This is a genomic window from Cellvibrio sp. GW822-FHT04B05 (assembly GCF_058800985.1).
Genome location: NZ_JBXAMU010000004.1, coordinates 499,723 through 511,455 on the forward strand (window position 1 = coordinate 499,723; position 11,733 = coordinate 511,455).

General features: G+C 47.6%; 12 protein-coding genes. 6 read left to right on the forward strand and 6 right to left on the reverse strand.

Going from position 1 to position 11,733, the window contains the following annotated elements:
- Positions 1–98: 98 nt before the first annotated feature.
- The 5 genes from AC1RJL_RS15350 to AC1RJL_RS15370 all read left to right on the forward strand — a co-directional run bounded on the left by AC1RJL_RS15350 (position 99) and on the right by AC1RJL_RS15370 (position 6,837).
- Positions 99–2,660, forward strand: coding sequence for a hybrid sensor histidine kinase/response regulator (locus tag AC1RJL_RS15350; protein ID WP_492915546.1), 2,562 nt, complete (start codon positions 99–101; stop codon positions 2,658–2,660).
- A 10-nt stretch (positions 2,661–2,670) separates the two neighbouring features.
- On the forward strand, positions 2,671–3,603 hold the full coding sequence (locus AC1RJL_RS15355) for a chemotaxis protein CheB (protein ID WP_492915547.1): 933 nt from the start codon (positions 2,671–2,673) through the stop codon (positions 3,601–3,603).
- 62 nt (positions 3,604–3,665) lie between these two features.
- A complete protein-coding gene (locus tag AC1RJL_RS15360; RefSeq protein ID WP_492915549.1) occupies positions 3,666–4,148 on the forward strand; it encodes a chemotaxis protein CheW in 483 nt (160 codons plus the stop codon).
- Between the two features lie 15 nt (positions 4,149–4,163).
- Entirely contained in the window at positions 4,164–4,511 is a 348-nt protein-coding gene (locus AC1RJL_RS15365) for an FKBP-type peptidyl-prolyl cis-trans isomerase (protein ID WP_492915551.1), read from the forward strand.
- Between the two features lie 28 nt (positions 4,512–4,539).
- Positions 4,540–6,837 (forward strand): thrombospondin type 3 repeat-containing protein, encoded by a 2,298-nt coding sequence (locus AC1RJL_RS15370; protein ID WP_492915554.1) that lies wholly within the window; start codon positions 4,540–4,542, stop codon positions 6,835–6,837.
- Positions 6,838–7,085: 248 nt separating this feature from the next.
- On the opposite strand, the gene AC1RJL_RS15375 is transcribed toward AC1RJL_RS15370, so the two are convergent.
- Genes AC1RJL_RS15375 through AC1RJL_RS15390 form a run of 4 tightly spaced genes read right to left on the reverse strand, consistent with a single transcriptional unit; the run spans position 7,086 to position 9,933 of the window.
- Complete coding sequence (locus AC1RJL_RS15375; RefSeq protein WP_492915556.1) at positions 7,086–7,343, reverse strand: hypothetical protein; 258 nt, start codon at positions 7,341–7,343, stop codon at positions 7,086–7,088.
- Positions 7,344–7,359: 16 nt separating this feature from the next.
- Positions 7,360–7,812, reverse strand: coding sequence for a lysozyme inhibitor LprI family protein (locus tag AC1RJL_RS15380; protein ID WP_492915558.1), 453 nt, complete (start codon positions 7,810–7,812; stop codon positions 7,360–7,362).
- A gap of 25 nt (positions 7,813–7,837) precedes the next feature.
- The gene (locus tag AC1RJL_RS15385; protein ID WP_492915560.1) at positions 7,838–8,092 is read right to left on the reverse strand and encodes a hypothetical protein; all 255 of its coding nucleotides are present in this window, start codon (positions 8,090–8,092) and stop codon (positions 7,838–7,840) included.
- 35 nt (positions 8,093–8,127) lie between these two features.
- Entirely contained in the window at positions 8,128–9,933 is a 1,806-nt protein-coding gene (locus AC1RJL_RS15390; protein ID WP_492915562.1) for a S8/S53 family peptidase, read from the reverse strand.
- Positions 9,934–10,111: 178 nt separating this feature from the next.
- Here AC1RJL_RS15390 and AC1RJL_RS15395 point away from each other — a divergent pair, with 178 nt between their 5' ends.
- A complete protein-coding gene (locus AC1RJL_RS15395) occupies positions 10,112–10,339 on the forward strand; it encodes an AbrB/MazE/SpoVT family DNA-binding domain-containing protein (RefSeq protein ID WP_492915564.1) in 228 nt (75 codons plus the stop codon).
- A gap of 81 nt (positions 10,340–10,420) precedes the next feature.
- On the opposite strand, the gene AC1RJL_RS15400 is transcribed toward AC1RJL_RS15395, so the two are convergent.
- Together AC1RJL_RS15400 and AC1RJL_RS15405 are read right to left on the reverse strand one after the other, a co-directional pair.
- Positions 10,421–10,777, reverse strand: coding sequence for a hypothetical protein (locus AC1RJL_RS15400; protein WP_492915566.1), 357 nt, complete (start codon positions 10,775–10,777; stop codon positions 10,421–10,423).
- Between the two features lie 229 nt (positions 10,778–11,006).
- The gene (locus AC1RJL_RS15405; protein WP_492915568.1) at positions 11,007–11,732 is read right to left on the reverse strand and encodes a 16S rRNA (uracil(1498)-N(3))-methyltransferase; all 726 of its coding nucleotides are present in this window, start codon (positions 11,730–11,732) and stop codon (positions 11,007–11,009) included.
- Position 11,733: the final 1 nt, after the last annotated feature.

Sequence of the window (11,733 nt, forward strand, 5' to 3'; positions counted from 1 at the left end):
CCGAAGCCGAAGCCGAAGCCGAAGCCGAAGCCGAAGCCGAAGCCGAAGCCGAAGCCGAAGCCGAAGCCGAAGCCGAACAGGATGATTATCTGGCCGGGATGGATGAGCAAGTCGAGGATGAGGATTATGATCCCGAAATCGTCGAAATCTTTATCGAAGAAGCGGGCGAATTGCTCGAAGACATCGACCGTTCATTAAATGAATGGCAAGACGACTGGAACAATACCGACTGCGTTGAAGAGCTGAAACGTTCGCTGCATACCTTCAAAGGTGGCGCACGTCTGGCCGGCTTGAGCGATCTGGGCGACTTGTCGCATGACTTTGAAACCATCCTCATCGAAATGCCGCAAGATGCGGAACTCGACCAATCATTTTTCAACCGCCTGCACGATTACCAGGATCGCATGCACAGCGGTGTTGAACGTGCCCAGGCGCGCATGAGCGGCGTGCCCGCATCTACAGCCGGCATCGAACCCGAACCGCCGTTACTGGAAAACTATGTTGATGACGAGCCCGAATTCGTCAGCGTCGATGAGGTAGTTGCCGAAATCAGTTTCACCGCAGAAAAACCAAACGCAGAAGATGATGCCCCGACGTTCAACAAACCAACCATCGTGGTGGACAACACCCGCGATATCGGCGGAGGTTCGCTCGATCCTGAAGGCGGCTCAAACCCTAAACCGAATGTCTTGACCTTTGCCCCCAAAGCCAAACCGTCAGCGGCAGCTACCGGTGTTATTCCCGGTACCGAATACGGTGGCGGCCTGCGCTCGGGCAATAGCGGCCCTGCGCAAGTACAACACTTGGCAGCGCGCCGTACCGGCCCGCAAGAAGTGGTCAAAGTCTCGGCCGAATTGTTGGAAGAACTGGTTAACCTCGCCGGTGAAACCTCGATCAGCCGCAGCCGTATGGAGCAGCAAGTCAGCGACCTGGGCGGATCAATCGAAGAGATGGATTCCACCATCCAGCGTCTGCAAGAACAGCTGCGCCGCCTCGATATCGAAACCGAAGCGCAAGTCTTGTTTCGCCAGGAGCAGATGGCGCAGCACGAAGAATTCGACCCGCTGGAGATGGACCGCTACTCGCAATTGCAGCAGCTATCGCGCTCGCTGATCGAGTCCGCCTCCGACTTGATGGATTTGAAATATACCCTCGCGGACAAAACCCGCGATACCGAAACCCTGTTGCTGCAACAATCGCGGATTAACACCGACCTGCAGGAAGGCCTGATGCGCTCGCGCATGGTACCTTTCTCCCGTCTGGTGCCGCGCTTGCGCCGGATCGTGCGCCAGGCCGCCAGCGAGCTGGGTAAAGAAGTCGATTTCGAGCTGGACAACGTCGAAGGCGAACTAGACCGTAGCGTGTTGGAACGCATGGTTGCACCGCTCGAGCATATGTTGCGTAACGCGGTGGACCACGGCATCGAAATGCCCGACGAGCGTATTGCCGCGGGTAAAAATCCGAATGGCCGCATCCTGCTGACCCTTGGCCGCGAAGGTGGCGATGTCATCCTGCGCCTGATCGACGACGGTCGCGGTATCAACCTCAAACGCGTACGCGAAAAAGCCGTTGAACGCGGCTTGATGGCTGCCGATGCCCAACTCGCCGATCAGGACATTATCCAATTTATCCTCCACGCCGGTTTCAGTACCGCCGAGAAAGTCACCCAGATCTCCGGCCGCGGTGTGGGCATGGACGTGGTGCACTCCGAGATTAAACAGCTCGGTGGTGCCATGTTTATCGACTCCAATTGGGGTCAGGGCACTGAATTTACCATCCGCCTGCCGTTTACCGTATCGGTCAACCGCGCGCTGATGGTACAGATTGGCGACGATCTCTATGCCATTCCGCTCAACAGTATCGAAGGTATTGTGCGCGTCAGCCCCTTCGAGCTGGAGCACTATTATCAGGATGAGAGCGCCCGCTTCGACTACGCCGGCGAAAACTACTTGGTGCGCTACCTCGGCAGCCTGCTCGACTCCAGCGCGCAACCGAAACTCGATGGCCAGACCCTGCCGCTACCGGTCGTACTGGTGCGCAGTACCGAGCATACCGTGGCACTGCAAGTAGATCGCCTGCTCGGCTCGCGCGAGATTGTGGTAAAGACCCTCGGCGCCCAATTCAGTGCGGTGCGTGGCGTATCAGGCGCCACTGTAATGGGTGACGGTAGCGTGGTGGTGATTCTCGACCTGCACGCGATGATCCGCGAGCAGCTCGCGCTCGGCCTGCAAAACGCGATTTTACTGGAGCCGCTGCAAGCCGGCCTGATCGAAGAAGACCAGTCTGAAAAAACCATTATGGTGGTGGACGATTCGGTAACCGTACGCAAGGTAACCGGCCGCTTCCTGGAGCGCGAAGGTTTCCGTGTAATCGCTGCCAAAGACGGTGTGGAAGCCTTGCAATTACTCCAAGATCACGTTCCCGATGTGATGTTGCTGGATATCGAAATGCCGCGTATGGACGGCTTCGAAGTGGCGAAAAACATCCGCACCAGTTCGCGCCTGAAGCATCTGCCGATCATCATGATCACTTCGCGCACCGGTGAAAAACACCGCGAGCGCGCCTTCAGCCTCGGCGTGAACAAGTACATGGGTAAGCCTTATCAGGAAGATTTGCTGCTCACCAATATTAATGAATTGCTCGGCAAAACCGTGAAGTAAGGCGGCGTCCATGCTGCAACTGGGAATACTGGTCGATAGTGCCCATAAGCAGCAAGCGTTGGCCCAACTGGTCGCCCAGTCGGGTCATAAAGTGGGTTGTCATTTGTTGTTGGGTAGCACCCTGCCCTCCGCGCAGGAACAAGCGAAACAGCAACTAACGGAGCAGACACTGGACGCCTGGGTTGTCGATGTTGCCGAAGACTATTGCGACGAGTTGCACTTACTGGAAACGTTGTTCGCGCAGAGCCGGGTGCCGATTCTCCTCAGCGATAGCAGCGAATTTACTCTGGGAAGTGAGGGACACAGCGCCTGGTTGCGGCGCACCGGGCTGCGTTTGCAGCGTCTGCGCGGCGATATCAACTTGCAGCAGGCCAATCCCGCCACCGAACTCTGGGTGCTGGCGGCCTCGACCGGCGGACCGGCAGCGGTAAAACGGTTTTTGGCGCAGCTACCGCCCAATCTCGGCGTCGCTTTTTTGTATGTCCAACATATCGATGCCAATCAGTCGGTGACCTTGAACCGGATGATGACCAACGCTGGCAGTTACCCGGCGATGGTCGCCACCCAGGGAATCGTATTGGAAGCAAACAGCCTGACTTTGGTAACCGCGCGCGACCCGGTCGAGATACTCGCCAACGGTACGCTGGTGATCAATTATGGCCAGTCATGGAAAGGCAGCTATGCGCCCTCCATTGACCAGATAGCCGCCAATGCCGCGCGGATTTACCGCGAACAGTGCGGCTTGATTATATTTACCGGCATGGGTGATGATGGCGCGGCGAGTTGCCGGCTGGTAAAGCAAGTGGGCGGCAAGGCCTGGGTACAATCGCCCGATGATTGCACCAGCGATTCCATGCCGGTATCCGCCCTCGCCACCGGCTGTGTCAGCCTCAGCGGCACACCGGAATACCTGGCGCGCGCGCTGGCACAGTTGAAACGCTAATAAACCGAATTTCGCTAAGTACAATTGAAGAAGTACAACGAGACCAACAGGATCACACGTTCATGAGAGCTCCCCAGCGCATCGAGAAAAAAATACAAGAAGTCGCCAGCCTGCTCATTCCAATCCAGGGGCGCTTGCTACTCGCACCCAACGTGACCGTGGCAGAAATTGTACCTGTCTCCCAAGTTATCCCCGTGCAAGATGCACCGGCCTGGTATCTCGGCAACTGCGCCTGGCGCGAACAAACCATCCCGCTGCTGTCGTTTGAAGTGATGAACGGCGAAGACAAACCCGGCGTCGCCTCACGCTCGCGTTTTGCCGTACTCAACACCACCGGCGTCAACGAATCCCTGCCCTTTATCGCCATCCTCACCCAGGGTCTTCCGCGCCTCGCACGCGTCACCGAAGAAGAAATTACCCAGCGCGAAGATGCCGACAACAAACCCTACGAATTAATGCACGTCTCCTGGGCAGGCGAAGAAGCGGTCATTCCCGACGTGGAAGCCATTGAGCGCGCCTTCCTCGAATACCTGGGCAATCATTAAGCCGGAAAAAATTGCATGTCTGAAACCAACCAACTGATTGTCGAGGACCTGATCCCCGGCACCGGCAAAGCCGTGATCAAAGGCGCACTCATCACCACCCACTACACTGGCTGGCTCGAAGACGGCACCGAATTCGATTCCTCCCACCGCAAAGGCAAACCCTTCCAATGCGTCATCGGCACCGGCCGCGTCATCAAAGGCTGGGACCAAGGCCTGATGGGCATGCAAGTCGGCGGCAAACGCAAACTCCAAGTCCCTGCACATTTAGCTTATGGCGAACGCCAAATCGGCGCGCTCATCAAACCTAATTCTGATTTGGTATTTGAAATCGAATTACTGGAAGTACTTACCAGAGAAGATTAACTTCACCCATTTTATTTTTGAGAAAAGTATGAAAACCACTGGAATTCTAATTATTTTTTTTGGCTTGCTTTCTGCGTGCGGCGGCGGCGGGTCAAACAATAAAAATTCGACAGAAAATAACCTTTCTTCGTCAAGCTCATCGTCCGTAAATTATTCCGTGACACCTATCACAGAAAAATCGGCTGCACGTTTGGCGGGTGCTTTTCTGGATACACTTGCTTTGGCAAATATACCACCACAATTATCACCCAAATATGAATTAAATGATGGTAAAAAAACCGGAAAGTGTGACAACAACACAGGCTCATATGAAATTACCATTACTGATGGTGGGAAAAAAATAGACGAATCCTACAGCAATTGTCTAACTCTCGTTTTCTATACAGAAAACACTGGAGAGGACCTAACGCTTTCGGGAAAGCAAACAAAAACACAGTCTAAATCGAATAATCAAGACCTTATTCAGTATTCTTGGAATCATTTCTCGTACACTGATTCTTTTTCAGAAAAGGAAACTCTACATGGAAACGCAGAATTTAAAATTTCAGATAAAAATATTGCTGTTAAAATCAATGCGTCAGTAGAAAACTCGAAGCAAGGTAAATTTGAGATTAATAATTTCAATGTAGAACTGGATAAGAATAGTTCAAATTATTCAAACATATTACAAGCTAATGGGAATATTAAGTTAGCTGATGTGGCTGCTGCAAATGTTCAGTACTTAGCAACAGAAGCTAAAGTTATTCTAGCCGGTTTAAATTCCAACCTTAAAATTTACGAATCAAATAAAAAAATTAATATCGATCTAGATAGTGACAACGATGGGGTAATTGATGCAGCTGTATCACTCGCTCCTGACATTGTAGACTCCCTGTCAGAGAAATCCTTACTCACCAGTATTTCTCCTGCAATTACCGAGGGAAGTAACCATATAAATCTAAACTCATTAAAGTTAAAACCGTTTTCATTAAAAGAAAAATTTACTCACCCGTTAGGGCATTTATTAAGGATGCATCTGGAGTTTATTGAAGGAAATGAAAATGACTGGCAACGAATTGATGCCACCAGTTTTGCACTCAAAAGCCCTGCATCCAAAGAGTACACAACCTACAGGTTCTATGCTTACGCAACCGACGGATTTGGAAATCAGTCGCAAAAAATAGATATGACTGTTCATATCAGCGCAGATACTGATGAAGATGGTAATTTTGATATCTATGATAATGATGATGACAATGACGGTGTCGAAGATAGAGCTGATGCATTTCCGCTAGATCCGACAGAATCAAAAGATACCGACGGCGATGGAATTGGTGACAATAAAGATCCCGATATCGATAACGATGGAGTCTTAAATGCGTTAGATGCGTACCCCTTAGATCATAATTGCCAAACCATTGAAGAAGGCGATGGGAAAAAATGTTATCAGTCAATAATATCACCGAATGTCCTTTTTGTTGATGAAGATGGAATTTTTTACATTATGTCTTTAAGTAAAATTATCAACGGAGTACATACTGGAAAACACGACATTATTAAATGGGACTCAAAGTCTAAACGTGTTGTTGAGGTCGTAGATGAGATCATACCCAATCAAGCCATCAGAGGCATTTATGCCAATAACTCGCACCTATTTATATTTCATTATCAGGATTCGAAAAACATTTACGCATATAATACTGTTACAAACGAAGTAACTAATTATTTTGAACATAGCGATAAAATCTTAACCTTTACTCAAGATAGAGGATTTATGGTTTTAAATGTTATTGACTCGAATGGTGATATTTTTTACGAAAGTTACAATTCTAGAGGAGAGCTAGTTTCTAAAATCAATTGGTTAGTTACTATTGATAACATACCAACAGCGTTAATATTTAGAAATTCTGATCTTATACTATTCTGTAAAATTTCAATTTCAATAGATAACAATGGACAATTTACCGAAGTAGGCGACAGAGCACAAAGATGGAAAGATCCTTGTAATAGTAGTTATGATAAAATAATTTCTCCAGAAGGAGATTTCGCAGTCTTGGCAGGAATCTACGATAACTCAGGAAAACTACTCTTCGAGGGGGGCAGTTGGAACCTTGGCGTTCACAATATATGGACAACTCAAGGATTCACTTATGCCAGTTATTCTAATGGGCATTTTGAACTCAATGTAATCAGCCCTCATGGTGATAAATTATTTAATAGGGCCTTGCCGGATGGAAATTATGAACCTCATATCTATTTTAGTAATGACAGAATTGTTGTGTTCTCGTATCAGGAAAAAGGTGGTATTCGTATTGGTGTGTACGATCAAGAACTAACTCCCCTTTAATTAACTGAAAAATTACCACCGCGCGCTTGAGACTTTGCAAAAAAATTTATGCACATCCAAGCGCGCCGAAAAGTCTACAACTGAGCAACTAAATTTATTATGGACAATTTCATAATATAAAAAGGCATTAACTGAGTTTACACTCTCCCTCCAATGATAGAGATAAGGTTTACGCAAACTATACTCTTAACAGAAAGTAGATATTTTAAATATTGAAGTCATACATATAACTTCTAAATCTTACCATTCTACTTCTTTGAACCAAGCTGCTCTTCTTCTATTCTTGTTTTAATACCCGCCGAGCCCCAAGCAGTCGCAATTTTTGCTTGTTCTTCCGCGCTCATTAGTTCAAAGTTTCCGACAAGCGATTTATCAAATGTTAATTCATCGTGATGGATTGCAGCACCGGATGCGGTGACGGTGCGCCTAACGCTGTTAGTCGATGAGTTGTAGCTCACACTTACGTGGAGGCCTTCATATTCAAATTGCAGATTGTTATCTGACATATCAATTCCCTCGCTATTAAAATTTTTTTGCGTAATGCATTAACTGAATCACTCTGTTACGCACAATACTCGCTTTATATTGCCCGCGTGAGATACCGGATGAGGTGCCGAAGTCTTTGTTGGTCCAGATGCTATCAATAAAAGCGAATTCGAGGTCGCGGTATTTGATCCAGCTAAGTTGGGACACTTTGAGTTGTTTTTGTTTATCTTCCGGGAGTTTGGTGCGAAGGGTTTTGTAGACGGTGTTGAGTTCTTTGTCTAAAAACTTCAGGTAGTTTGCGTAGACAACGGAATAATCTGCAGTGGTGTTGCTCGGTTTTTCGATGGCGGTGATAAAGGGTTTTTCGCGGGTTTCAAATTGGGCGACTAAATCCGGTGCATCGGGGTTATCGATTGCGAAGCTTGGGTTGCTAAACACGATCAGTGCTAACGTCGCCATGGCTAACCATGAGTTGTAAATTTTCTGCATTTTATTTCTCCGTACCAGTTTAAATTTATTTCTTTGAACCTAACTGCCCGTCTTCAATTCTGCTTTTTAGACCTGCCGCACCCCAAGCGATCGCTATTTTTCCTTGTTCCTCCGCGCTCATGACTTCAAAATTTCCTACAAGGGATTTATCAAAACCTAATTCATCCTGATGGATTACCGTACCGCCTTCGGTCACGCTGCGGCTCACGCTATTGGTGGATGGATTGTAAGTCACACTTACGTGCAAACCTTCGTATTCAAATTCCAGATTATTTGACATAGCAATTGCTCCTGATTATTTACAGCTTACATTAATCAACGTATCCGCTTTAAACTTTGCACAGTAAGATCCAGCGCTTTGTGCATATCCAATCGCGCAGACAGGCCGACGTCGGGATGGTTGATTTCGTTGTTTCTTTCTGAGGGTAAAATCGGTGAGGTGAGATCATCGGCGTCGATGGGTTCGAAATCAGATTCTTCACCAATCGTCATCGCGCTGCGGCGTAATAAGATACGCAGTTGTTCCGGTTCCAATTGCGGATTTATCGAGAGCATCGCTGCAACCAAACCGGCAACCAGCGGCGTCGCATAAGAAGTACCGCAATGTTTTTCACCTTCTGCATTCACTTTTAATACCGAGCTGTGAACACAAGCGGCTGCGGTGATATCGACGCGCATATCAATATTGGATGCACCGCGTTTCATAACATAATCCGGATCATTCACCTTTGCATTTTTCTTATTGCTGCGTTCATGACCGCCGACAACTAATAACTGCTCAGTTACAAATGACGATGGCAACCGATATTCATCAAGGCCGGAAAAAGAGGCGCCGTTGCCCGCCGAATTAATCACGATCACATCGGGATGTTTCATGCGTAGCCAGAGAAAAAATTCTTCCAGCAATTCTTCATAACCACTCATCGCGAGGCCGGATCTCACCAGTGAATCTACATCCTTGCCATCCACATTTTTTGCGCCCACGCGATGGATGCCCCAACTCCAATTGAGCACACGCACGCCGTCTTCAACGAGATTGACTGATGCGGCGATATTCGCGGTAATGCCCGCATCGGAATTGCGATCCACAATCACATCAAAACCCGGCCCCGCTTTATCCAGGCCACGCAGAAAACCGGAATTGCCACCATTATTCCAGGCCGCAGCAAAAATCCCGGCGACGGTAGAGCCATGGGATTCCGGTTTTTGCGCATCGCGCGCGTAGAGACAAATACGTTTGCTATCGCGACGGCAATCACCGCGATAATCGGCAAAGTCGGGCGAATCAAAATCGACATTGCGCTCGATAACGCCGATCTTTATTGGCTGCGTGGGAATGGGTTGGGTTTTGGCGGGAATGCGACGTAAATAAAAATCAACGGCATTAAGAAAACGATTCGATGCCCACTCACCTTTATTGATCAAGTCCTCGCTAACAGAACCGTCACCCAAATAATTAGACGTGCCTGTTTCGCCTTCGATTTCTTTTTCTGCACCGGATTCTTCGATAATAACGGCATCAACACCTATCTCACTGCCAAGGCGCAAAACCGTTGCATCGCGCTCAATAAGATTGCGCGCGGGCAAGCGCAGTTGATAAGTATTTAAGGGCGGGATCAGACCGACAATTTTTGCGTTATATTTTTTGGCCAGACGGCGCACCTCGGTAATGCCATCATAATTTTCTTCAATAATGATACTCACCAGATCGACATAAGTCGTCAATCCATCCATATTTTTGCCAACTTCGTTTTTATTCGCCGCTACCACATGGCTGCCTTTCAAACTCAACCAAACCGGATTGCTTTTTTCCTGCCCCTGCTCCAGCCACAAGGGTGCACTGTTAAAATTAGCCGTAGGAATTTTGATTCTTAAAACACCACCGTTACGCTTCACAACAGCAGGCGATAACACTTTCCCATCCAGCAACACCCGCAACTCTTTATCGACTAACTTACCCTGCGTGCTGACACAAAACTCCTGCTCCGCCTGCGCAAAAAAATCACCACAGCGCTCAAGGTGGTCAATACGCAATCCATCGGCTTGCGCCCGACCCGCAACCAATGCCAACAATAAAACGATATTAATTAGCCAATACCGACAACAGGCAATTACCTGCATAAGATCCACTCGCTCGCAGCACTCAACTAAGAAATATGTATCTTATTGCGCCATTACGGCATTTGTATGTCTGGTTGAATACCAAACAACAATAATTCAGTATCAAAATCAGGTGAAACTGTGCAAATATCGCTCTATCAAGTACGTCTGGAAAATGGCTCATTCATAGGAGAACTCAATGCAAATCGCCAAATGGGGTAATAGTTTGGCCGTTCGAATACCCGCAAATGTATCCAAGTCGCTCGAACTCAACGCTGGGGATGAGGTACAAATCATCGCCTCAGCCCACGGTTTTGAAGTGATTAAAAATGAGAGCAAGGTAAAAGCATTGGAAACCATCAAGCGCTTTCAGGGGCGCTTGCCCAAGGGTTTCAGCTCTGATCGGAATGAACTGAACGGAAAATAAGATTTATTGATTTCGGAAGATATGCAGCATGGTCAGAAAAATGAGCAATTGACTATCAATAATCCACCCAACTTAAAATTTTTATAAGCAGGCTGCATAGCCGGGCATAGGACGATCAAAAAGTCCTTTTATGGGTTTTATGTCGCGCTGTATTTTTATCAAATCACCATTTCCATTTATTTTTACGCAGGTATATAGCACACCTAAATCGTTATCTGCCTTATGAGAAAAGAATACAGCAACGAAAAGCTTTCCATCCTGTTCGATAACATCTATGTGGCGATAAGGAGACAGTTCCAGTTTTGCCAAATCAGAATATCTGAGCTTAATGTGCTGCAATGCACTAAATATCACTGCAGTTTTATCAAATGAAAATAACTCACCTGCCCACAAGGATTGGGAAAGAAAAATTCCTGCAATTAATGATAGTCTCTTCATATTAACTCCTTAAAAGCAGTCAATCTAAACCTATTATTCGAAACAATAGTAACGCGCATTATCTCACCCATCGAGATTAGGGCATCAATATCATATTACTTTAACTTCCTCAGCCTGTCTGGCACCATCTTGGAGAACTACTGAGAAATCCTCGTTAGTTGAATTTTTATTACGCTCAACCCTTGAATAGATACTCTTCGTTTTTCTCTGTCGATATTCAACGCAACATTTACAAATCACCCCACAAATACTGCACCAAACTAATTGCGGCTACTGGTGCTGTCTCGGTGCGCAGCACGCGCGGGCCGAGGGTGAGGGCGTTGAAGTTTTTTGCTTGCGCTTGTGCTATTTCATTTTCGCTTAATCCACCTTCGGGGCCGATTAATAAGCTGAGGCTTTGTGGTTTCTGTTCGGCGGGTAAGGTTTTGCTGTCGCGATGATGGAGGACAAAGCGCAGGTCAGAGTTGACGGTTTGCAACCAATCGGAGATAGGTTGAGGTGTTGCAAGTTGCGGTAATAAATTGCGTTGGCATTGCTCGCAGGCGCTGACGAGGATTTGTTGCCAGCGATCCATGATTTTTTCCTGCCGCTCACCGCCCACTTTCACTTCGGTGCGCTCGGTAATTAACGGAGTAATTTTGGTGACGCCAAGCTCGGTGGCTTTTTGCAATACCCACTCAAAACGTTCGCCGCGCGAAATACCAATCGCCAATTCCAATACCAATGGTGATTCACGGTTATCTACAGTATGCGCTGCAACACTAACGGTCACATGCTTTTTACTGACCTCGTGAATAGTTGCCGCAAACTCACCACCTTGGCCGTTAAATAAAACCAGTTCGCGGCCGGCCTGCATACGCAGCACTTTGCTCAAGTGATGCGAGGCAGATTCTTCAAGCTCGGCCAGCTCACCGGTTTTTAAAATTTGTTCGGTGAAAATTCTTGGGATGCGCATA

What these genes read in the sequence shown, in the direction of transcription:
- AC1RJL_RS15350 (WP_492915546.1), top strand. Translation starts at nt 99, where the DNA reads ATGGATGAGCAAGTCGAGGATGAGGATTATGATCCCGAAATCGTCGAA.
- AC1RJL_RS15355 (WP_492915547.1), top strand. Translation starts at nt 2,671, where the DNA reads ATGCTGCAACTGGGAATACTGGTCGATAGTGCCCATAAGCAGCAAGCG.
- AC1RJL_RS15360 (WP_492915549.1), top strand. Translation starts at nt 3,666, where the DNA reads ATGAGAGCTCCCCAGCGCATCGAGAAAAAAATACAAGAAGTCGCCAGC.
- AC1RJL_RS15365 (WP_492915551.1), top strand. Translation starts at nt 4,164, where the DNA reads ATGTCTGAAACCAACCAACTGATTGTCGAGGACCTGATCCCCGGCACC.
- AC1RJL_RS15370 (WP_492915554.1), top strand. Translation starts at nt 4,540, where the DNA reads ATGAAAACCACTGGAATTCTAATTATTTTTTTTGGCTTGCTTTCTGCG.
- AC1RJL_RS15375 (WP_492915556.1), bottom strand. Translation starts at nt 7,343, where the DNA reads ATGTCAGATAACAATCTGCAATTTGAATATGAAGGCCTCCACGTAAGT.
- AC1RJL_RS15380 (WP_492915558.1), bottom strand. Translation starts at nt 7,812, where the DNA reads ATGCAGAAAATTTACAACTCATGGTTAGCCATGGCGACGTTAGCACTG.
- AC1RJL_RS15385 (WP_492915560.1), bottom strand. Translation starts at nt 8,092, where the DNA reads ATGTCAAATAATCTGGAATTTGAATACGAAGGTTTGCACGTAAGTGTG.
- AC1RJL_RS15390 (WP_492915562.1), bottom strand. Translation starts at nt 9,933, where the DNA reads ATGCAGGTAATTGCCTGTTGTCGGTATTGGCTAATTAATATCGTTTTA.
- AC1RJL_RS15395 (WP_492915564.1), top strand. Translation starts at nt 10,112, where the DNA reads ATGCAAATCGCCAAATGGGGTAATAGTTTGGCCGTTCGAATACCCGCA.
- AC1RJL_RS15400 (WP_492915566.1), bottom strand. Translation starts at nt 10,777, where the DNA reads ATGAAGAGACTATCATTAATTGCAGGAATTTTTCTTTCCCAATCCTTG.
- AC1RJL_RS15405 (WP_492915568.1), bottom strand. Translation starts at nt 11,732, where the DNA reads ATGCGCATCCCAAGAATTTTCACCGAACAAATTTTAAAAACCGGTGAG.